We start from the raw sequence: 23125 nt of genomic DNA, 5'->3' as shown, positions 1-23125 counted from the left end.
AGACAAAATTGAAAAGCAAAAAAATATATTTAATACGACACGGACAGACTGATTATAACCTGAAGAAAATCGTTCAGGGGAGTGGAATTGATGCTCCATTAAATGAAACCGGTAGGAAGCAGGCTGCAAGTTTTTATAGAACATTTCAGAACATTCCTTTTGACAAGGTTTATACCTCTACACTTCAAAGAAGTATTCAGTCTGTAGAAAAGTTTATAGAAAAGGGTATCCCTCACCAGACTCTCAGCGGGCTGAATGAGATTAACTGGGGCACTAGAGAGGGAATGGAGATTACCCCTGAAGAGGATGCATACTATCATGATGTGATCCATCAGTGGCAAACAGGTAACATTACTTTACGAATAGAAGGAGGGGAGAGTCCTCAAGATGTATATAACAGACAAAAGGAGGCGCTTGAGGTGATACTGTCCAATAGTGATGAAGAAAATGTATTGATCTGTATGCATGGCAGAGCTATGCGTGTATTGCTTTGTCAGATGCTTAATTACCCGTTACAGTGTATGGACCTGTTTTCTCACTCTAACTTGTGTATGTACAAATTGGTTTATACCGGAGAGATGTTTCTAATAGAGAGTTTTAATGATGTAAAGCACTTAAACGGTTATTATTCATAATTGGCCAGGGCTGCTTTGGCTTTGTTATCCAGGCTTGTTTTGTACTCGTGGTGTTTGTATCCCAATACTTCATTGAAATAGTATTTGGCTAGAGCCGAATCTCCTGTTTGATGATATATGTACCCTAGTTGCAGACAGGAGTTTGGTGCGAAATACCAGTTTTCCCCTGAAGTTTCATTAATAGTGGTAGCATATAATTTAATGGCTTCTTCTATATCTTCTGTCTTGTGAAACAGTCGCGCCTTTCTGTAGGAGAATTCAATCTTGTCTTTTTTTGAAGAGAATTCATAGTCTTTTGAAACCAGTGTTTTTGCTTCTGTATAAAACCCACCATCGGTGAGTAGTCTGATTTTCATTATGACTTTATTGGGGAATTGAGGCTGACCTAGGCTTTTTGATGCATGTTTATCTGCTTCTACTTTTGTTTGTCCCGTTAGTTGAGCTTTTAGGTGCGCTTGAGTTGCTTTATTTTCTTTGTTATCAAGCCAATAAGTTAAAAATAATTTGTATTGAGCATCTTTGGTGAAATTCTTCCCTTTGGTATTGTTGATAAATTCTGTGAAATACGTTTCTGCTAAGTCGTATTCGCCTTTTTGAAGGTATATTTCCCCAGTAAGGTAATTTAAAAAATTAAATTCAAGGTAGCCCTCTTTGAACTTTTTCAAGTGTTGGTAGGCTTCCAGGGCTTTTTGACTTTGGTTATTTTTGATAAGTAGTGACATATACAGATAACCAAAGAGAAGGTTGTTTTTGTTGTTTTTATAGAGGTTAGTGAAGTTTATGACAGCCTCATCAGCCCTGTTGAGAAGGTATGCTTCTAGTAAATAGCTAACAACAAGAGCCTCTTTGTTAAAGAAGTGATCTGAATTAGCTATTTTCTCAATTTCAGCAAGTCCTTGTTTTACGGAACCTTGCAAGCCTAGCAGGCCAACCAGCCATTGGTGTCGCTCAGGAACTGAACCAATCATAACATGAAGCAGACCCATGGCTTTGTAATTAGGGAGGAAATCGGGATACTTTTGGGTGTTGGTGTCAATCAGTTTGTAAGCGCGGCGGAAATCCCATGCTGCGGTCCAATCATATCCCATTTTCAGGTTAGTGAAGGCCCGTTGCAGGTATAGTTCGGCCATATAAAATTTCTTAAAACCATCCTTGCTTTCTTTTGATTCTATAAAGTCGAGCCGGTCATTGAACGCGTCTTCATAATCCTCAAAAAGGGAAGGGTCTTCGGTAATGATCAGGCGTATAGATTCGCTAAGGTTCTTGAGGTATGCGGACGCCGGACGTTTGTCATTCAGTAGCGGGGTGGCTTTGTCCAGTCGTAGAGAGATAATGTGGTTATAGGCCTGTTTTTCATCGTTATTAAAATCCCAGTCGGAGCTACTGCCTAGTATGGTGCCAGGCAGTAAAAAGCATAAAAAAAGGTAAGTGAATAAACTTACCTTTTTTAAGAGAATATTTTTGTTTAAAGCCAATATTAAGCTTTTTTCTTTCTTCTCGTGGTTCTCTTAGGCTTTTCTTCGGTCATAGACTCCATGTCTACATCCGCTAATATTCTGCCTGAATGCTCGTCAATTACAATCTTTTTCTTCTCTCTGATCTCGGCGATTTTTTGAGGAGGGATAACGATGTTACATCCTTCAGCCGCACCTCTTTTTACAGTTACTACAGCCAGACCGTTTGAAAGGTTAGCTCTTAGTTTTTCGTAATATTTAAGGAGTTTAGGCTCAATCTTCTTTGTAGCCTTTTCTCTATCGTTTTTTAACTGGCTTTCTTCCTCCTGGCTGTCTTCCAGAATCTCTTTTAACTCTTGTTGCTTGCTCTCCAAGTCAGCACCTCTCTCATCTATCAGGGCCTGAATGTCTGCAATCTCTTCCTTCTTTCTTTCAATAGCCTCTTGAGCTTCTCTGGTTTTCTTTTCCAGTATCTGTATCTCAAGTTCCTGCAACTCAACCTCTTTGGTGATAGCGTCGAATTCCCTGTTATTTCTTACGTTATTTTGCTGGTCGTTGTACTTTTGGATTAGCTTTTCAGCTTCTTTAATTCCAGTCTTATTATCTTTTATAGATTGTTCCAGTTCTTCCAGTTCAGTGTTAAACCTTCCATGCCTGGTTTTGTACCCTTCGATTTCGTCCTCTAAATCTTGAACCTCATCAGGAAGGTCACCCCTTAATTTAATTATTTCGTCAAGTTTCGAATCAATAGATTGTAATTTTACGAGAGCTTCGAGTTTTTGTGCAACACTAGTGTTTTCCATGTAATCTATAAGTAACTAATTGGATTTGTTACAGTTTCTGATAAATTGAGTGCAAAGGTAGTAAATTTTTTACTTAATATCTCATTAATTAATTCTTTTGTAAATACCTCGCTTTCATAATGCCCGATATCTGCTATTACTATCTTGTCTTCAGCATCAAAAAACTCATGATATTTAAAGTCAGCAGTGATGAAAATATCGGCTCCTTTGCTTATAGCATTAGCTAGTAGAAAGCTTCCAGACCCTCCGCAAACGGCTACTTTTCTAATGCGCTCAGGCAGTATTTTTGTATGCCTGATACATGTTAAACCCATACTACCCTTTAAATGTTTTAAGAATTCAAAAGATTCCATTTCTTCTTCTACTTCTCCGATCATTCCGGAGCCGACTTCCTGGTTGCTGTTGCTTATTGAAGTCATAAAATATGCTACCTCTTCATAGGGGTGAGCGAGCTTCAGTGCAGACAGTACTTTTCCCTCCATGTGAGTGGGTAAGATCATTTCTATACGATCTTCAGCGACTTCTTCCTGCAAGTTGGCTTTGCCAATGTGTGGGTTGGCCTCTTCATTAGGCTTAAAAGTGCCAGTGCCCTCAACTTTGAAGCTACAATGGGTGTAATTACCAACATGGCCAGCACCTGCCCGATGTAATGCTTCCAACACATGAGAAGTATCATTTTTAGGAATGAAAGTTACCAGTTTGGAGAGTGTTTGTTTTTTAGGCACTAAAACCCGAGTGTTTTTAAGTCCGATCTTGTCAGATATCTTCTTATTAACTCCGTTAAAGACGTTATCCAGGTTGGTATGAATAGCATAAATGGCAATGTCATGCTTTATGGCTTTGATTACAGTGCGCTCAACATAGTTCTTGCCGGTAAGGGACTTCAATCCCTTAAATACTATAGGGTGGTGGGCAACAATCATGTTACAATTTTTGTCGATGGCTTCTTGAACCACATCTTCTGTAACATCGAGTGTAATTAACAGGTTGGTGATAGGGGTATTGCTGTTGCCAGTGATCAATCTGGCATTATCGTAACTTTCCTGATAGGCAGCTGGAGCAATGCCTTCTAAATATTGGATTATGTCTTTTATTTTAGTCATAAATAACCAATTTTGCGGTCATTCAAAGTTATATAAATTATTATACCTGATAAGCTATTCATGAATTTTTTAGGGATTTTGCTCTTTCCATTTGCTTTGATTTATGACCTCATCACCAGGTTTAGAAATTACCTTTATAACAGCGGGTATAAACATTCATTTGAATTTGAGGCTAATGTTATATCTGTTGGCAACCTGTCAGTAGGGGGGACTGGTAAAAGCCCTATGGTAGAATACTTGATTCGACTGTTTAATGATAAAAAAGTAGTGACGCTTAGCAGAGGATATGGCAGGTCAACCAGAGGCTTTCGTCTGGCTAATGACGATGATTCTCCAAAAACCATAGGTGATGAACCTTATCAGTTTTTCAATAAGTTTAAAAATATTCATGTAGCGGTTGGCGAGCAAAGGGCAATAGCCATACCTTTTATTCTTGCGGAACAACCACAAACAGAGGTAATATTGCTTGATGATGCTTTTCAGCACCGTCCGGTGAAGCCTAGTCTTAGTATTTTGTTGACAGATTATAATAAGCCATTTTTTAATGACTTTGTGTTACCGTCAGGTAGATTAAGGGAAAGCAGGAAGGGAGCTCAACGAGCAGATATGATTGTGGTTACTAAATGCCTTGATAGTGTTGATTTTCAGTATTATGAAGATAATATCAGGAGGTATAACAGCCGCGCTCATATTGCCTTTGCTTCAATCAAATATATGGAACCCGAGCGCATTTCCGGAAGCCGCGAGTTCAGCAATGAGGTATTTCTTTTTAGTGGTATAGCTAACCCAGCACCTTTGAGAGCTTATGTTTCATCACACTATCGTTTGGAGGGGGAACACCATTTTAGAGACCACCATCGTTACAAGCTGGAGGATATTGCCATGTTAATCAATGCTTTTGAAGAGGTTGGCAAGGCCAAATGCCTGATTACTACAGAAAAAGATATGGTTAAATTATTGCCTTTTATTAAAGAGGGGCATTTTAAAAATATCCCTGTATTTTATTTGCCAATAGAGACAGTGTTTATTAAAGGTGGCAAGAGATTTGATGAAACGATTTTGAATTCCCTGAAGGCTTATTCATATTAGTTGTTTTTACTTAGTTTTGCGTGTGGACTTTAAAAAAGTAGTACTTATTTTGACAGGCCTTAGCCTGGTTGTTAATATTGGTTTTTCCCAAATTGTAGTTCCTGAGGAAAAGGAAGAGACCGAGCGTATTGGATCTGGTATACTTGACGATTCTACTAAGCAGGTATATGGGCCAACTACCAGTCGTTTTACATATGAAGGAAATATAAAATACAATAATCCGCAATATTGGAATATTGACACCACTGTACTAAATCTTCATAGGTATCAGTATGTGGCCAGAGAATCGAACTTATACCAGGACCTGGGTAATATTGGTACAGCTATTTCCCCTATCTATCCCCAATTACCGCATCGGATTGGAGCTACTTCCGGTTTTACAGTTTATGATATGTATTATGAAGGTCCGGAGGAGGTCAGGTACTTTGATACTAAATCTCCTTACACCATGTTTGGTGTTATATGGGGAGGAGAAGGCCGGGCCATAACGGACGCCAAATATTCGAGAAATATTGATGAGCGAGCAAATATTGGTTTTGACTTCAAAGGCTTGTTTATAGATAAGCAGATACAAAGGGTAAGGAGAGGGGACAGGCATGTGGAAGGTATTTATTACAGAGGTTACGGTAGCTATAGCACCAAAAATGGTAAATATACTTTGTTGGCCAATTTTATTCGTAACAGGCATAAGGTAGATGAATATGGGGGGATATTACTGGAATCGGATGACTTGTCTCGAGCTGCTTACTTTGATGAGAACAGGCAAACCATACTCACTAAAGCTAAGACGGATGAGCTTCGTACCAATTATCATTTGTATCACCAATATAAGTTGAACGATTTTATTCAGTTGTATCATTCATTTGATCGTTATAAGCAACAAAATGATTTTCTCGATGAGCCTGATACTACATCTTCTTTTTACGACTTTTATGAGGTTGACTCCTCTGCTACAAAGGACCGTTCAAAGCTAACGTATATACAGAATGAGTTGGGTCTGAAAGGTGATATTGGTAAGACCTTCTACAACTTCTATTACAAAGTTCGCAAGGTTGATTTTAAGTATAAATACATCAACGAAGATACGCTAGGGTTTGATACTGATTACCTGGAAAACTATGCAGGGTTCAATTTGCGTTTTGGCAATGACTCTGTGAGTTATATCAGCGCTTATGGAGAGTATTTGCTGGGAGGAGAGTATAAACTGGGAGGTGAAATAAGGAACCGATGGTTTTTTGGAGAAGTAGCAAGTGTTAAATATACACCCGCATACATCCAAAGGGCGTATAGAGGAAGCCATGATGTGTGGAGTAATGACTTTGATTCCCCTATTTCATCGAGCTTGAGAGCAGGGTTGAACCTCAAGCTTGGCCCTGTTAGGTTAATACCTTCTGCTGAATACATGTTACTGACTAATTATATTTACTTCAAAGAATATGATATTACGGAAGGACAGCGTGTTCTGCCAACACAAACATCAGGGGACATCAATGTGCTTAAGGGGCAACTTGACTTGAACATTGACTTCCTTAAGGTCTTTAATTTTAATACCAAGTTGATATATAGCAATTTGTCTGGAGGTTCGTCAGAGGCTGTTAGTATCCCTGAACTATTTGGTAATGCACAGATCTCCTATCATGAAATACTGCTGGATGGAAATCTGGAATGGCAAATAGGGTTTGATTTGCATATGCGTAGTGAATATTATGCCCAAGCTTATGATCCGATCACTATGCAGTACTACATCCAGGATCAGTTTAAAGTTGAACCCTATCCGGTGTGGGATGTTTTTGTGAATGCAAAGATCAATAGGGGCAGGTTCTTCCTGAAATATAACAACATTGTCAGGGCGTTTCGTCCAACGGGGTATTTCATGACTCCGTACTATCCTGCGCAGGATGATATTTTTGATTTTGGATTTAGCTGGTCTTTTTACGATTAATTAATCATGGATAAACACGTACTAGGTTTAGAACTTCCCACCGATCCGAGGTGGGTAAATATTGCCGAAAAGAATATTGAAGAGATATTAATTGATCACGCCTATTGTGAGCAGAAGGCAGCCAGTTCGTGTATTTCGCTCATTATTAAATTTCCTGAAAAGCAGGAGTTAGTAGATATGCTCACACCTGTGGTAGCAGAAGAGTGGAGTCATTTTGAGCGGGTAATTGAGGAAATGAAGAAGCGAGGCTATTCTTTGGGGCCAATGAGGAAGGATGAGTATGTAGCGCAGCTTAGTAAAGTTGAGAAAAAAGGAGGGAGCAGGGAAGAACAGCTTGTCGAAAAACTATTGTTTAACGCGCTGATTGAAGCAAGAAGCTGTGAGCGATTTAGATTACTATGGAAAAACATCGAAGATGAAGAGCTTCAAAAGTTTTACTATGAGCTGATGGTTTCAGAAGCAGGTCATTATAAGAGCTTCCTTAAATTGGCCAAGACTTACCTTCCAGAGGAAACTGTAATGACCAGGTGGCGTGAAATACTAGCAGCCGAAGCGGAAATCATTGAAAACCTTGAGGTAAGAGGGGACAGGATGCATTAGACAGGTAGCTGATAAATTAGCCATCATCAGGTTTTTTGTTTCTTCTTTTTAGCAGCAGGGAACAGAATATTATTCAGGATCAGGCGATAGCCTGGTGAGTTGGGATGAAGGTTAAGATCTGTCGGCTCTTCATTGACGAGGTGCTGATAATCTTCAGGATCATGACCACCGTAGAAAGTCCAGAAGCCTTTGCCAAATACACCATGAATATATTTTACTTCTTTTATTGATTTGTTTTCTCCCATGATCACCACATCAGGTTTTACAAGCTTCTTTTTATATCCTGTAGTTTGCCCATAGAAACCTTTGATTACACGGGTATGGTTCTGAGTAAGCATTGTGGGGATTGGGTCCCATTTGGCGGAAAACTCAAACAAGTTAAAGTAATCATTCTCCTCCCGAAGTCCTCTTTCTGAGAATTGATTGTCAATATTGGAGAATTCGTATTCGTATGGGTCTCTGGAAATTTTGAAGTTGTCAAAAGCGAAAGTATTTTCAAAGTTCAGCTTTTGCTGTGCCGTAGGGTCGGCAGGGTCGCCGTCATACATACGTTCTACAATATCCAGGCCTTCCGCAGCCAGAGCTATATCGTATGTGTCAGTAGCGGAGCACATAGCAAATAAAAAACCTCCACCGCTCACAAACTCTTTGATTCTTTTGGTAACTACCAGTTTGAGGTGGGAAACCTTGTTGAAGCCATGTTTTCTTGCAGACTCCTCAAACTCACGTTGCTGTTCTATATACCAGGGCATGTTTTTAAAAGAGCGATAGAATTTTCCATACTGCCCCGTGAAATCTTCATGATGAAGGTGAAGCCAGTCATACTTTGGAAGTTCTCCGGCCAAAACCTCGTCATCAAAAATAACGGTATAGGGTATCTCTGCATAGGTCAAAACCAGGGTCACGGCATCATCCCAGGGCAGTTTGCTTTTGGGAGAGTAGACCGCTATTTTGGGAAATTTCTCCAGTTTCATAATGTCCGTGTTGGACGATGGGCTGGCTATTGACTCAATGATAGAATTTGCTTGGGCATCAGAGATTACTTGATAGCTTACACCTCTGATAATCAGTTCATTTTCGAATTTTTGGTAATACTTACACATGAAGCTTCCACCTTCGTAGTTCAAGAGCCAGTCGACTTCTATGTCGTTTTGCAATACCCAGTAAGCTATGCCATAGGCCTTTAAATGGTTGGCCTGCTTTTCATTCATAGGGATATATATATAGCTGGCATAGGTATAACCAAAGATGATGAATACTAAAAGGGTAGTGAAAATGGTTCTCTTCATAAAAGTCTGACTTTTCCTTGATACCGGTATAGAACTAATAGTTTATATACTTTCAGTGTTGTGTTGAATTGTTTAAATATGCTTCTGCCTAACGGTCAAAATTTCAACTTTCTAAATTACCGATAAAACGCCATATCAACTAATCAGATAATTTGTAAATGTATCAACGATTTAATTAATTACTTTAGTTTCACAAAAGTAGGATTTTCATGGATTTACAAGAAAATATAAAAGAGGGATTAAAGTCAATCAACGCCAACCTGCTGAGAACTATACTTACCGCATTGATTGTAGCGATAGGTATTACCAGTCTGGTTGGAATCCTAACGGCCGTTGATGGTATTCAGTATTCGGTTAAAGATAGTCTGGCAGAACTGGGTGTGAATACTTTTGATATTTATTCCAAAAGAAACCGTGGAGGGAGGAATCAGGGAAGAACAGAGCGGGTGGCTCCACCGCTAACCTTGAAAGAGGCAGTAAGATTTACAGAGGTATATGCATACCCTTCCAGTGTTAGCCTTTCTACTTCTGCATCCTGGAGTGCGGAACTAAAGCATAAGTCTAAAAAGACCAATCCTAATGTATGGGTAGTGGGGGCTAATGATGAGTATGTGGCCCTTGAAGGGCTTAACCTTAAAAAAGGGAGAAATTTTTCTAATATAGAAGTGGAGTATGGTACCAATGTTGCTATTATTGGCCCTGATGTGGTGGAGGCACTTTATTCTAACGATGAAGAACCTCTTAATACTGAAATATCCATATTGGGTAGCAAGTATAAAGTGATAGGCATACTGGAAGAGAAAGGGCAGATAGGAGGAGGTAGTGGTCCTGATAATTCAGCGATTATTCCGATTATTAATGCTAGCAGGATGTCTTCTGACAGGCAGCTTAAATATAGTCTGACCGTAGGTATTAATAATCCTGCTGAAATGGATATGGCTATGGGCGAGGCTACGGGTATTATGAGGAAGATCAGGCAGGACAGGCTGGGAGATCCTAATTCTTTCGAAATCTCTAAAAGTGAGTCGCTTGCTGATACCATGGGAGAGTTGTCTGGCATATTGAGGGTTGCTGGATTTATAATAGGATTTATCACTTTGTTGGGGGCATGTGTTGCTCTGATGAACATCATGATGGTGTCCGTTACAGAGAGAACCAGAGAAGTAGGGGTGAGAAAAGCTCTTGGAGCAACTCCACTAAGAATCCGTCAGCAATTCATTATTGAAGCTATAGTAGTATGTCTTTTAGGAGGTCTCGCAGGAATCATACTGGGCGTAGGTATTGGTAATTTATTTGCCAGTATTCTTGGTATTGATGGTTTTGTTATGCCTTGGCTTTGGATTGTAGTAGGTCTGGTAGTTTGTGTGGCTGTAGGGTTAATTTCAGGCTATTATCCAGCAAATAAGGCTGCTAAGCTTGATCCTATTGAGTCCTTACGTTTTGAATAGGCCCTTGAGCCGCCCTTATACATTTTATAGAGAGACTTGAGGCTTCGGTTTTTTGCATATTTGATATCCTGTCTTTTTGCTTAACACGGGATTATTCATTAAATAGTACCTGACTATTGATGAAAAGGATCGTTTTCTTTAGTATCTGGCTTTTAATAAGTGGTCCGCTTTATAGCGGGGAAATTGTGCTTTCTGGTACATATCAGGGTAAGTCTGTATTTGTTCAAAATCCTTTCAATCATAGTAAAAATACTTTTTGTACCAAGGAGGTGTTCGTTAATGATAGAAAGCTGTTTGATGTCCCTCAAATATCGGCTTTCAAAATTGACCTGAGCCATTTGCAACTTAATGATCTTGTAGTGATTAAGATTACTTTCGATGATGGTTGCACGCCCAGGGTTGTTAACCCACATGTCATACAAAACCCAAAACAGTTTAAGTTTATTTCAAGTCAGTCGGATAATCAGTCGATTAGTTGGAATACGGCGGGGGAGAAGCCTGGCGGGCAGTTTATTATAGAGCGGTATGAGGCTAAAAGGAAACAGTGGGAAGTTATAAGGTCATTGCTGGCTAAAGGCCGTGTCGATAACAATCAATATGCCATACAGGCGGAGCATCAAAACGGAGAGAACACGTACAGGGTTCGCTATGAAGATGCCGAGGGTAATATTGTTTATTCCCTGGAGCTTGACTATACATCAACCGATGAACCAATTACATTTTATCCTTTAGTTGCAACTAATAAACTTACACTTTCCGATACTACCAGTTATGCCATTACTGATTACTATGGAAAACTTGTAAAGCAGGGGGAAGGGAAGGAGATCACAGTTTCGGAACTGAGCCCTGGAGAATACTATTTGAATATCCAAAATAGAAAGGAAAAGTTTGTCAAGAGATAAACATGGTGTGCTGACAATGATATGACCTACAATCAGCTGATCACCTGAGTTCCAAAGGTTGTACTTAATAAAACCTTTGGAGATATCTTATGGTGTTAATACCTGAGTTTAAGTGAATATTATGAAAAAGGCTGTTCCAAATTCGGAACAGCCTTTTCTTTATATCAACTTTTGTTGTCGGCTTTAGTTATGAATAATCAACACTCTTTTTCTTTCAAAGTATCCATCTTCGGTTTCTACTTGTACATGGTACATACCTGCTGCCATATTTTTAGTGTCTAGGTCAAACCTGTTTTCAGTTGCCTGATTGTCAAATATAACCTTGCCAAACATATCAAAGACCTTTATTGTTGGTTGTTTCAATCCAACCGGTAATATAATCGTTAGCTTGTCATTGGCAGGGTTAGGGAAAAGCCTGAAGCTAACCTCCAAAGGAGAATTGTTTATGCCTGTTACTTTATCAGGTAGCGTAAAGTTGTCAACAATACTTGACTGATAAACTTCACGGGTATCTTCATCCTGAATGAATGCAATTATTGCAACAGAAGCAGGGTTATAAAAATCCAGTTGAGGTATCCACGAATGGTTGATGTTTATGGTTTCTCCCTGAGCTATGGAGCTTGAAATTTTTGTGCCCGATGCTGAAGGCAACATTTTTCTGAGCACATACTCAAAGTTTTGCTCGCCACTAGCAACATTGGTAAGGCCTGTCTGGGCGAGGTCAACCGACTTTTCTACAACAGCTATATGTACCACTGAATTTGGAGCAATATCTACGAGAGCCTTGAGAGCTACCGATACATCCAATGCGTCACCATTTACTGCCGAGGTTATGCTGATGTCAAAAGAAGCATTGCTTAATGTTCTGGTGCCATACTCTTTGTCACCCCACTCTGAGAATAACGTACCCAGATCTTCCCTGATTATACCATCAAGTCTTGCTCTTGGTGTATGAGCAATGTTATAATACAAAGCTCTGGCACTAGGGTCGGCAGTATTGGTACTATTAAAAGGGTCATCTCCAGGGAATGCAGTATGGTAATTTATTTTAACCAACTCAGTTGACCCGCCAAGGTTAAAAGTTTTGAGGTAGTCGGCTTCTGTTTTTGTATTTTGAGTTTGCGCAGTATTGGTAAAATTCTCAACCAATACTATTCTGGTTCTGTTGCCGATGAATACATTATCAATAGCAAAACCATCTGGTTTGCTTACTTCAGCCGAACCTGGTGTACTTTTAAAGGTAAACCTGAATATAACATTTGACCTGTCAGCTACCGGAATATTATCAAGTTGATGTTTAGAGTTAATCCATCCGCTATTAGTCCCTGACCAGCCATAGAAACCCACAGATTGGTTACCTGGGTTGGACGATATATCACGTTGATTATACCAGTTTATACCTGATTGGATACCATCATCAAAATTACCTAATCTGGTCCAAGGGCCATTGATGCCACCAACTGAGTACTCAATAATAACCCCATCTTCTTTATCTGCTGTATTCGTCCAACTGTCAAATGAGATCATTGGTCGGTCAATACCTGATATGTCAAAGCAAGGGCTGTACAGGTATGATTGCTCATTTTTGTTGTATGACCCATCAAGACCGGTTATCCAGATGATGTTACCGTTGTTATCTCCGAGTACGATATCCTGGTTGGTTGGAGTTCCATACTCCCAGCTGGAATTGCTACCATTAGCGACCCAACCACCTCCATCATTTGATTCGAAATTTTGGAAATAGACATCAGCATTGCTTGCCACTTTCTGAGGTGTGATGACTACGTTTTTGCTAAGTTCATTAATACAGCCATTTTGACTTTCTATTTCTAATGCTACAGCATATAGGCCTGGAGAAGTAAAGGGGTAGCCAAAATCATCTACAATACCCGGGGCAGTTTGAGTACTTTCTATGCTTCCGTTAACTTTCCATCTGATACTTTCCAGGTTGATACCTGTGGTATTTTTGGTAAAGGTAATCGGTGAACCAGATTCGATACAGCTGGTATTAACGGCAAAGTCAAAAACATCAAGTTTTTCCACAACGACTTCCACTGTAGGGCTGAAGCAGTTGTTACCTCGGAATGCCTGAGCTACATAGAACTGATCAACGGTGCTTACTCCTGCAATGATATTTTGATCCAGAACAGGACCAGTCCATATCGGTGTCCCATCAGTGCCGTTTGTTTCAAACCATGCAAAATCCACTCCTCCGGGAACCGTACCCGTTATGCCTTCAGCCCTGATTTCAGGTAAACTAGCTTCTATTATACATGCACTTACTGATGGAGACATATCTCCATTAACAGATGGAGCAGTAGGTTGATTAAATATATCAACCTTTAAAGTGTCGCTGTTCGAGCAGAATTTTGAACCTCCGATATTTTGGTCGAATGTATAGACCAAAAATAGTGAATCTACATAGGTGTTGACATTCATAGGGAAATTGCCCGGGTAGAAAAAGAAGTTACCACCTTGCTGGATAACAGTGTTTGTGCCATCATTAACATCGAAGTCAGAAGTGAAATTAAAGGTGTTTGTACCACTGGCCAGGTCATTGTTTGGAGTTAGTTGTACTTCAGCATCGGTAGAGCAATAAACCCTTTGATTCCCTTCAATAGAAAATAGCGGTGTTGGTGCTTTGTATACCGTGGTTTTTTGGCTTCTAGCCTGAATGCTACCGAGACTGGTCGTATACCTGTAACGAAGCTCCAACTCGATGGAACTCGCAAGTTCAGGAATACTATCAGCGGCATTACCAGGTGCAAAAACAAATGGACCCAGATCTGTACCACTGGTACTGATCAGGCCTAGTGCTTCAGCTTCAGGGGTTCCTCCTGCATACCTTTGTGAACCTGTAGTGTTGATTCTGATATGCATGGATAAAAGTGTTTCCGTGGGATTTAAAAAAGGAGTTAATGTTGCTGTTTGAGGCTCGTCTTCACAATATTCTGGATCTAGGTTACCAATGAGACTACTATTGTCAAACACTTCAAAGGTTTCACTGCCTGTGGTTGAGCATCCGTTATTATCCACATATATATACTCAACAACATAGCTGCCTAGATTCAGGTCTTTTGAGTCAAAGTACCACTTTCCATTTTCCCTGATGATACCACCATCATTGCTATAAAATTCAATATATGGAGCTACATTTAAGGTTCCCTCAGGGATGGTATCAGTATTGGCCGGTGGTTCCAGAAGAGCCAGACGATACTTGTTAGTTTCTCCTTGAGCATGGTTGATTTGAGGGGTGAAGGTCACAACAGGTTTATTATTAACTGTAACGGGTAAAATAATAGGATTACTCTGACAACCATTGGCATCTGTTTCAACCACCTCAATGCTTTGGTTACCTGAGGCTGTACCCCAATCAACAATAATGGTACTCGTACCCTGGCCAACAAAGCTGGTTCCACCGGCTGTAGGTACAGTCCATGAATAAGTACTTCCTGTATTATTACTCACTTTGTATGGTACTGATGATTGTGCCAGACAGACCTCATTGTTAACTGGAGGTTGGAATGAGTTGGTAGGCAATGGTACAAGGTTGATTACGAGGTTGGAGGTTACACCGGCTCCACATGTTCCTCCTGTTGGAGTAAGAGTAACTTCTGCCGTTTGGTTAGCCTGTTCTGTTGAACTGAAGGTGTATACCGGATTAGAGATGGTCTGGTCAGAAAACTGGGTATTGCTTGTGCCCGTTACCGTTTCCCAAAGGTATCCGGTGGAGTTCCCTGATACGGAACCATTGAGCTGAATCTGGGCTGGATTTGATCCGTCCCAGCAGTAATCCAGTACATTGCCAAAACCTCCTGGATTAGCTGTAGCATTGGAAACGAAATTAATGGTCAGTACATCAGTAGCTTCCGAGCATGCCGTTGGGTTTCCGGTAGTTGTGATGGTCAGGTTTACTGTATTATTAAAAATGTCTTGGGTACCGACATGGTATACAGCATTGAGATTAGTACTGGTATTGAAGGTTCCATTGCCATTGGTTGACCAGACTATACCTCCGGCATTCGCACTGAATGAAGGGCCTGTGCCTAAGGTGGCAGCATCTAAAGTAATGTCAACACCATCGTCAAGACAATACGTCAACTGTCCTGAGGCATCACCGCCGGCTTCGACGGTGGGCCTTTCATTTAAGGTGACATTATAAGAGCCGGTGAGTTGTCCTGTGGGGACATCACAACCATTAGCGTCTGTTACGGAAACCAGTGTATAGGTGTTGAGACCAATTACCGAGGGGTCTATCGTGATGTCTGTGCCGCTGGTGTAGCCTGTTGTACTTCCCAGAGAGTAGACAACGTCATATGGGGCTGCACCACCTCTGATATCCACTTTTATAGTAGATGTTTGGGTTGCCCCACTTGTACAAACTGTACTATTGTTGATACTACCTACAGAGAGTACGGCCTCAGAAGGTCCTATCTGAACAGTTTGAGTTGTTGTGATGGTCACTTCAGGGTTTGAGCCAACAGCGCTACCATCATCCTTAGAGAGATCCAGGGTGCCGCTTAGAGAGGTTATAGCTCCGGAGTAGGATGGTACTACAACCGTAAGTTGTGTGTCACTGTTTGTAACTATTGATGGAGAATTTAGACTCCCGCCGGTGCCATTGAAGGTTACTGTGGTTACACCGGTAAGGAATGTTCCTGAAATGGTAATCGTACCACCAACACACCCGAATGGTGAAATGCTGGTGACTTGAGGGGGAGCAAATGTGGTGAAATTCCAGCTTGTTTTATCACTGATACCAGCAAACGCATTCCCTGCAAAATCGTTTACAACACCTGGATCCATTTGTATGTAATAACCTGTACCCTGAGTAAGTGGTAAGGTTGGTGTGGCAGTGAACTGGTTTTGTGATTCGAACAACAACGACGAAATATCAAAGGCTTGCACCAATGCATCTGAGGCATCATATAACCGGACAAATCCTGACCCAACCTGAACATTTTCGTTAAATTTGAATACCAGTTTAGAGCCTGTCGGGTTGTTGAACGAATTATCAGCAGGGCTTAGTGTTAAGAATAATGGAGGCGCGCTATCTACAATATAGCTTTCGCCACTATTATAAAGTGAATTATAAGTATTACCTGCGAGGTCTTTAATGTCCGCAGCTACCGGCACGGTCAATTCAAGGGTGCCTGTTAGTCCGGTAAGGTTATCTACTGTTACGGTATAGGTGGTTCCGCTTCCTGTTATCGTACCCACCGTACCTAGTGTGGCAACAAAATCCGAGGCGTCGACATTGACCACACTTTCGTTGAATATTACTTCAAAAGACACACTGGCTGCATTTGTAGGGGAGGGGTCCAGTCTGTTGATCTGAGTCACTATAGGAGGACTGTTATCAATAATATAAGTTGTTCTTCCCGTAGTAGTTGAGACACTGTTGCCGGCTTCATCGGTAGCCGTAATAGTTACCGGAGCGGTTTCATTGATAGCTCCGGGAACATTCCAGAAATATGTCCAGGTTTTATTATCAACTTTTTCCATAGTGCCATTAGTTACTACAGAACCAATAGTTATTACCGGAGGTACGGCTTCATCAATATTGTGGTTTTCCGTAAATGTTATGGTGATATTAACATTATCAAAATTGCGAACAAGGTTATCACTTTGGTCGTCTGTTATATTTACCGTAGGAGCTTGCCCATCTATAAATACATCGTTGCTTACTGCATTAGCTATTGTACCGTCAGCAACGGTCAAGGTTCCGTTGTTCGGCTGGTTGTTATTAAATGAAGTATATTGAAACCCCGCAGGGAAAGTAAGACTACCATTGGTAAACGCTGTTGGCGTATTGACCATGGTCAGGCCATCGGTGTTTGTTACTGTAATTGATGAATTGTAATCAAGGTCCATGATACTATTGGCGTCCCGGGCTTCCAACTGTGGCTGTGGGGTTACATTAACATTGGGCCTGAACAAAGCAGGTGGCTGAGTAGTGAAAACAAGTTGTGTGGCAGTTACCTCAATAGTATTGTCCCCAGTTGTGAGTGACGATGTAGCACCACCGGCATTGGCAGAGCCAAAGTTTGATGATGCTGGGTTTGCCGTAGCAGAGGATACCGTGAAAGTTACCTGGGTATTATCAACTACGGTGGTAGTAAAGCTAACCCTCAAGGCAAAGGTAATCATGCCGTCCGAAGGTGCTGTAACTGATAATGATGAGAAAGTCACCGTGTTGCCAACAGGAGCTGCTTCAGCAATTTCATCATCAAAATTACCATCGAGATTATTGTCAGCATAAAGAGCGACACTTCTGATAAAAGTAGGGTTATTGATAGTGAACTCAATGTCTGTTAATTCGGTTGCAAAAACGTCTCCGTCTGAGGCGGTGCTACCTCCATCTCTTATGTCAAATCTGGCTATTTCAAGGCTTGTTGCAGCCGTAGTTATATCTGCAGCCTGGTAGTTGGTGTAAAGAATGTCTGTAGGAGGTGTGAAGGAACCGTTGGCAAAAATATCTGATACTGCTGCTGGTCCGGTAATGTCAAAAGTTGTTGATGTTGCATTACTCAGCGCAGGTGAAGAATTGGTGGTAGACAATTGAAGACCTGAGCCTGAGGGGTTATGTACAATATTGTTGTAGGTACCCAGCCCTGCGCTGAAGCTTGCTGAAGGAGTTGATGCCAGCGTGCCTGTCGACAACAGGTCTACGGAACCTGTATAATCCAGATCGCGATTGCTATTGGCATCTGCGGCCTGTACGGTAACGGCCGGGGTCATTGACGACAGTACAAAAGTATTGCTAGGCTGACTGATGAATTGCAGCTCGGTGGCGACAACAGTCACCTCATTGTTTGTGCCACCACTAGTGTTGGAGTTTGTTGTAGTACCAGCCCCGGTACCAGGTTGCATGCCTGATTGATTGGCATCGGTAACTATATCAACATTAGACAGCGAAAATGCAAAATGAAGCCCGTCTATAGTTACCGGTAGGGATCCTCCCATATCGGGTTTTAGCCATATGTACAATGTATAATTTTTTGTGCTGTTATCAGATACTTCACCCAGCGCATTATTAAAATTAATCTCGATATTGGGAATTTCAATACTGTTGCTACTGATAATAGCAGGGGCATGAACCCCGTATGCATTACTATCACCATCTCCCAATTTTGCTCCTGCTATGGCCTGAGTCCAGTCTGCTACTTCATTGCTACTCCCAACAGCCCTAAAGGTCATTTGGGATATGTCTGTTTGTTGTCCATCGGGTCCTGTATCAGAAATCGTAAAGGTAAAGGCTGCGACTCGTTCAGCTTCTGTATCTGCCAGAGAAGAGATGGTTGCGACGCCGGAACCATTGGTGATTGTTGTACTGTTATCAGCCGCGGTGGTGGCCTTGTTTCCACTTGCGGGACTAGTAAGATTATAACACTGATTAGTGCTGTTGTACTCATAAATGGCAAAGTGATAAGTAGTGCTTGATTTCAGTCCTGTTACGATTACAGAAGAACCAGCCCCCTGGAATACAGCCCATGTTCTGCCTCCTCCTGATTCAATGTCTGGCGCCGACGCTATGTTCGCATTGGCAGTGTATGAATTTCCATTGGTCGGATCAATAGGTGTTGCTGCCTCTTTTACCAATACCAAAGCTCCACTGGCTGTGCCGGAAGGGGTCCAGTCAACCTGTATAGAATTAGCATTAATAGAGGAAAAAGTAATGCCACTGGCCTGGCCGGAAGGTGCTGTACAGTCAGTAGTGCCAGATGTTTCAGGAACTGTTCCGTTGGTCTTATAATCTATATCGCTGGCGTAATTGGTGTACGGGTAAATTCTGAAAGTGTAATCAGTCAACTCGTCCAGTCCAGTCCATGTGTATGTATTGGTGCCGGACTGGTGTAAAACTGTAACTGCACCGTTGGCACTGGCACCGGAGAAATCAAAGTCATCAGCAACGGGGGTTCCATCAGAAACACCTGCAAATGTACCACCAGATGTCTTTTTGGCTACAATCAGATAGTATTCAGGTAACTGATTTGATGTTGCGCCAGTCCAGGTCAGTTCTATTGATGTGGTGGTAATGTTGGTAATACTGAAGCCAGTAGGGTAACTGGCAGGCTCACTCAGTAGAGCAGTCGTGATAGTCGTATTATCGGCAGGAAGGTTTATACTGGCAGTCTGAGTTTCTATCACATTACCTGCAATGGCTACATAATAATTTCTGGATCCAAAAAAGTTGTTGCCGAGATTATTATCTGCAGGATTTATAGTAACTATCGTTTTCCCACCATCAATTGTTGCCGTGAAAGGGATGTCTGTACCAGATGCATTATCATATTTTAAAGTGAGCATAGCGGCAAGATCACTATCTGTTAGTGGTGATCCTCCTGATTTCTGCATGGCCTCACTGAAGGTAAGGGTAATATTGGCAGCAACAGAGGCTGCAGCAACTGTGCCTGAGGTTACACCAAAAGCTACAGAAGGAGCGTCATCGTCTGTAATGCTGGCAGAGACTTGTTGTGTGCCGCTTTCCGTGCCATTATTTACTGTATTGATGTCAACTATAATGTTTTCACCACCTTCAACATTGCTATCGTCAACACCCGTTATATCTATGCTGCCAGAAGTAACCCCTGGGTTGATCACAATGCTGTTGCCAGTCACCGAATAGTCTGTACCTCCTCCTGTTGCGGTACCTGAAAAAGCGAGATCAACCGTTATTACCCTACCTGATACAGCGGCCAGCGTAGCAGTTACTGTAGCTACACCACCATTTTCAGCCAATGGAGACCCTGAAATACCTAAAGTGACTTCTACAGGAGGGTCGTCATCATTGATCAAAGCGGTTACGGATTGAGGTGTTAACTCTGTGCCGTTGGTTACTATATCTACATCTACAATTACACTTTCGTCGCTTTCATCCAAAGCATCATCCACTCCGGTGATGGTCATGCTTCCGGAGGCATTACCTGCTGTAATAACAATACTTGTGGCAGATGCGGTATAATCACCTGGTGATGATGCTCCGGAAAAAATTAGGTCAACGGTAACATCAAGTTCTGATAGAGGGCTTATGGTAGCCGTTACAGTAGCTACACCTCCATTTTCTGCCAGAGGACTCCCGATAAGGCCCAGGGTTACGTCTGGCGAGGCCTCATTATCGGTGATAGCAACGTCCGCCGAAGTTGTTGTTCCCAGGGTAATTCCGGCACTGGGATTTGAAATGCTAATAGAAGCCGTTTCTGCCCCTTCATATACCGCATCATCTACAATAGTAAAGGTTACAGATCCAGTACTTGTGCCATCTGCTATGGTGATCGTTGTGCCGCTTAGGGTGTAATCTCCTGCCGTAATATTGGTTCCGGAAATAGCTACGTCGACGGTCTGGTCTCCGGTAACATTTGCCGAAGCTGTGGCTGTAACGGTAATTGCCGTTGTAGAAGCTTCCGTTCCGCTGCTGGCCGATAAGGAGAGATTTACCGTTTGTGCTTGTAAAGTTGCAGAACAGAAAATCAGAAATACGATAATGTAATTTTGTAAAGCCTTTTTCATATAAACACGCGTTGCTGTGAAACACAATTAGATAGAGTTGAAAATTGTCAACTCAAGTTGATTTTATTATTTTAAATATTTCCTTGACTATCAGTTTTGATCAGTACCATCGTATCAACATTTCCAAACTTGGTGGAGCCCAGTATAAGAATATGACCGGTGGAAGTTTCCAGTACTGTACTTCCTGCGTCCATATTTACACTACCAAATATTTTCCCGTCGATCCCAGCACTTTCTGTCCAAATCGGGGTGCCAAACATATCGGTTTTGATCAGGTAAAAATCACGTTCGCCTCGTCCGAAGCTATCCGTTGAACCTAGTATTAATAAACTCCCGTCTTTCGTAACCGTTAAGGCATCGCCAGTGTCACTTTTCAGACCTCCAAAGGTTGTACTTCCCAATAGCTTACCGTTTTGGTTTACTCTAGTCAATAATATATCCAGGTCACCAGCGGTGGTGTTATTAGTAGATCCGATTATGGCATAACCGAACGGGGTTCGCTGAATATCAAATCCCAATTCATTTTTGCCATTATTCAGGCCAATGGTTTCATCAAAAAATGTGTTTTTCGAATCTGCAGGAGTAGTTATTACTCTGATATCATTTTCCCCATTTCTAGAAGTGGTACCACTCCATGTTACATGGTTGTTTTCGTCAGTTAGAATCGTTTTGGAAATGTTGACATCATCACCAATGCCATAGGTCTGACTCCATACCACACTTAGGTCTGCACTGCTTATCTCAGCCAGATACATGTTCTCAGGAGTAGCGTTGCCTTTGATGGTGGCCAGAACAAAGTAATTGCCCTGATCATTCGGGGTAACGGTGTAACCATGCAAAGACGCATTATTGAAACTAATGCTGTTACCTGCAATGGTATTGCCGTTTTGGTCTACGGTTAGGATGAACATGTTGGTTAGGTCTTGGTTGTTTTCCTTATAGATACTATCGCCTACTACCAAGTAACCGTTGTTGATCTCAATTAATGATCTTCCTAAAATACTATTATGTATACCTTCTGTCTGAGTTTCAGGATAGGTTTTATCCCACATCACGTTGCCATCAATATCGGTTTTTAGCAATCTTATTTTTGATATCTCTTCTTTACTTGCAGTTTCTGCCACGGTTGTCCCCAAAATGATATAACTACCATCTGAGGCCTCTTTCATGTCCGAGGAGATGTCGGAATTAATGCCGCCATAATACTTTACAAATGTTTCTGCTTTGCCAGCGGAAACATCCTCTTCATTAGCACATGATGCAACCAAGAGGCTTAAAATCAGGGTGATAAAATGTCTGTTCATTGAATCTTAGTTGAGTTTTTTAGGATTATATTTTGGTAGCAGGTAACCCAGTGAGATTGAGATGCTATTGAGCTTGAAGTCGTTGTCTACATAACCATAGTCAAATATAAGCTCCTGATTTTTGAGCCTGTTTTCTTCCTTGACCTGATTAAGGATACCGTAGTTAAAGCGAGCTTCTGCTATGAAGTGGTTTTTACCTACTTTTATTTTTATTCCCGCCCCGGCAATTGCTGAAAAATTTATCTTGTTTCGTTGGTCCAGGAGACTAACCGTGGCACCTTTAAAATTTTCTATGCTGGTTTGGGTTTCTCCTTTGAAGGATGAGGAGAGCAGGTAATTAGCTGACCCTCCTAGTAGCACGTAGGGGTTTAATTTACCCTGGGCAAATTGATATTGAACTGTGACAGGAAGGGCAATACAGGTTTGTGTTTCTGTAATATCTTGATATTCAATAAATCGGTTGATGGAATCTACATTAGAAAAGGCATTGCTGTAATCCAGATAATAACCTGCCAGTGTAAGCTCTCCGCTAAGCGTCAGGTTCTTTTTGAATATAACCTCTATCATTCCTCCTATAATATATCCGGGGGCAGGCGTGTATTTACCCATGGTGATGCGTTGGTCGTGTACACCATAATTACTCGTGATGTTAACCAGCGAAACGTTTCCTCCACCTTTCACTCCATAGCTGAAAATGGGGTTGGTCCTGAAACTGTTATATAAATTGATTAGTTCAGCGGGGTCTGCTTGCGGGTTGATCTGAAACTGGTTGTTGTGACGAAGCAGTGCCAGCATCACTTCATCAGCTTTCACTGACTCATCGAGGTATAGGTATGCCAATGCCAACAGGCGATAGGCCTCTGTTTTTTCATCATCTGTGAAGCCATTTTTAAGGCAGCTTTCCAGTAAGGCGGGAATTTCATGGATGCGTCCCTCGTCGTATACGGTTCGCGCCTGTCTTAGGGTTTGTGTACACACAGTCTGTGCTGTTGAGTACAGACTTACTAAACATAAAAATGTTGTTAATGGTAAAATTTTATTCATAC

At 41.4% G+C, this 23125-nt stretch carries 13 protein-coding genes; 6 read left to right on the top strand and 7 right to left on the bottom strand.

Going from position 1 to position 23125, the window contains the following annotated elements:
- Positions 1-8: 8 nt before the first annotated feature.
- On the top strand, positions 9-635 hold the full coding sequence (locus JMN32_RS06320; protein ID WP_202855461.1) for a histidine phosphatase family protein: 627 nt from the start codon (positions 9-11) through the stop codon (positions 633-635).
- Here the strand turns inward: JMN32_RS06320 and JMN32_RS06315 are convergent.
- From JMN32_RS06315 to JMN32_RS06305, 3 genes are read right to left on the bottom strand one after another with little or no spacing between them, the layout of a single operon-like run.
- A complete protein-coding gene (locus JMN32_RS06315; protein WP_202855460.1) occupies positions 626-2110 on the bottom strand; it encodes a tetratricopeptide repeat protein in 1485 nt (494 codons plus the stop codon). The genes JMN32_RS06320 and JMN32_RS06315 overlap by 10 nt on opposite strands.
- Positions 2111-2112: 2 nt before the next feature.
- Positions 2113-2892, bottom strand: coding sequence for a zinc ribbon domain-containing protein (locus tag JMN32_RS06310; RefSeq protein WP_202855459.1), 780 nt, complete (start codon positions 2890-2892; stop codon positions 2113-2115).
- Between the two features lie 5 nt (positions 2893-2897).
- Positions 2898-3995, bottom strand: a complete 1098-nt coding sequence (locus JMN32_RS06305; RefSeq protein ID WP_202855458.1) for a Nif3-like dinuclear metal center hexameric protein — start codon at positions 3993-3995, stop codon at positions 2898-2900.
- Positions 3996-4055: 60 nt separating this feature from the next.
- On the opposite strand from JMN32_RS06305, the gene lpxK reads away from it, so the two are divergent.
- Genes lpxK through miaE form a run of 3 tightly spaced genes read left to right on the top strand, consistent with a single transcriptional unit; the run spans position 4056 to position 7626 of the window.
- Entirely contained in the window at positions 4056-5084 is a 1029-nt protein-coding gene (gene lpxK, locus JMN32_RS06300) for a tetraacyldisaccharide 4'-kinase (protein ID WP_202855457.1), read from the top strand.
- 22 nt (positions 5085-5106) lie between these two features.
- A complete protein-coding gene (locus tag JMN32_RS06295; RefSeq protein WP_202855456.1) occupies positions 5107-7026 on the top strand; it encodes a putative porin in 1920 nt (639 codons plus the stop codon).
- Positions 7027-7032: 6 nt separating this feature from the next.
- Positions 7033-7626, top strand: a complete 594-nt coding sequence (miaE, locus tag JMN32_RS06290; protein ID WP_202855455.1) for a tRNA-(ms[2]io[6]A)-hydroxylase — start codon at positions 7033-7035, stop codon at positions 7624-7626.
- A 26-nt stretch (positions 7627-7652) separates the two neighbouring features.
- Here miaE and JMN32_RS06285 read toward each other — a convergent pair whose 3' ends face one another.
- Positions 7653-8915, bottom strand: a complete 1263-nt coding sequence (locus JMN32_RS06285; protein WP_202855454.1) for an asparagine synthetase B — start codon at positions 8913-8915, stop codon at positions 7653-7655.
- 209 nt (positions 8916-9124) lie between these two features.
- Between JMN32_RS06285 and JMN32_RS06280 the strand changes: the two genes are divergently transcribed.
- Both JMN32_RS06280 and JMN32_RS06275 read left to right on the top strand, forming a co-directional pair.
- A complete protein-coding gene (locus JMN32_RS06280; protein ID WP_202855453.1) occupies positions 9125-10363 on the top strand; it encodes an ABC transporter permease in 1239 nt (412 codons plus the stop codon).
- 119 nt (positions 10364-10482) lie between these two features.
- Entirely contained in the window at positions 10483-11265 is a 783-nt protein-coding gene (locus JMN32_RS06275; RefSeq protein ID WP_202855452.1) for a T9SS C-terminal target domain-containing protein, read from the top strand.
- Between the two features lie 183 nt (positions 11266-11448).
- Here JMN32_RS06275 and JMN32_RS06270 read toward each other — a convergent pair whose 3' ends face one another.
- The 3 genes from JMN32_RS06270 to JMN32_RS06260 all read right to left on the bottom strand — a co-directional run bounded on the left by JMN32_RS06270 (position 11449) and on the right by JMN32_RS06260 (position 23123).
- Entirely contained in the window at positions 11449-20775 is a 9327-nt protein-coding gene (locus JMN32_RS06270; RefSeq protein WP_202855451.1) for a Calx-beta domain-containing protein, read from the bottom strand.
- A gap of 71 nt (positions 20776-20846) precedes the next feature.
- Positions 20847-22079, bottom strand: a complete 1233-nt coding sequence (locus JMN32_RS06265; RefSeq protein WP_202855450.1) for a hypothetical protein — start codon at positions 22077-22079, stop codon at positions 20847-20849.
- A 6-nt stretch (positions 22080-22085) separates the two neighbouring features.
- Positions 22086-23123 (bottom strand): porin family protein, encoded by a 1038-nt coding sequence (locus tag JMN32_RS06260; RefSeq protein WP_202855449.1) that lies wholly within the window; start codon positions 23121-23123, stop codon positions 22086-22088.
- Positions 23124-23125: the final 2 nt, after the last annotated feature.

The organism is Fulvivirga marina (assembly GCF_016775155.1).
Taxonomy (GTDB): Bacteria; Bacteroidota; Bacteroidia; order Cytophagales; family Cyclobacteriaceae; genus Fulvivirga; species Fulvivirga marina.
Note: the sequence above shows the minus strand (reverse complement) of the source record. Positions and strands in the feature narration are given on the sequence as shown.

Bases quoted from the DNA above. Each gene is read 5' to 3' on its own strand.
- JMN32_RS06285 (WP_202855454.1), bottom strand. From the start codon at position 8,915: ATGAAGAGAACCATTTTCACTACCCTTTTAGTATTCATCATCTTTGGT.
- JMN32_RS06270 (WP_202855451.1), bottom strand. From the start codon at position 20,775: ATGAAAAAGGCTTTACAAAATTACATTATCGTATTTCTGATTTTCTGT.
- lpxK (WP_202855457.1), top strand. From the start codon at position 4,056: ATGAATTTTTTAGGGATTTTGCTCTTTCCATTTGCTTTGATTTATGAC.
- miaE (WP_202855455.1), top strand. From the start codon at position 7,033: ATGGATAAACACGTACTAGGTTTAGAACTTCCCACCGATCCGAGGTGG.
- JMN32_RS06280 (WP_202855453.1), top strand. From the start codon at position 9,125: ATGGATTTACAAGAAAATATAAAAGAGGGATTAAAGTCAATCAACGCC.
- JMN32_RS06265 (WP_202855450.1), bottom strand. From the start codon at position 22,079: ATGAACAGACATTTTATCACCCTGATTTTAAGCCTCTTGGTTGCATCA.
- JMN32_RS06305 (WP_202855458.1), bottom strand. From the start codon at position 3,995: ATGACTAAAATAAAAGACATAATCCAATATTTAGAAGGCATTGCTCCA.
- JMN32_RS06260 (WP_202855449.1), bottom strand. From the start codon at position 23,123: ATGAATAAAATTTTACCATTAACAACATTTTTATGTTTAGTAAGTCTG.
- JMN32_RS06275 (WP_202855452.1), top strand. From the start codon at position 10,483: ATGAAAAGGATCGTTTTCTTTAGTATCTGGCTTTTAATAAGTGGTCCG.
- JMN32_RS06310 (WP_202855459.1), bottom strand. From the start codon at position 2,892: ATGGAAAACACTAGTGTTGCACAAAAACTCGAAGCTCTCGTAAAATTA.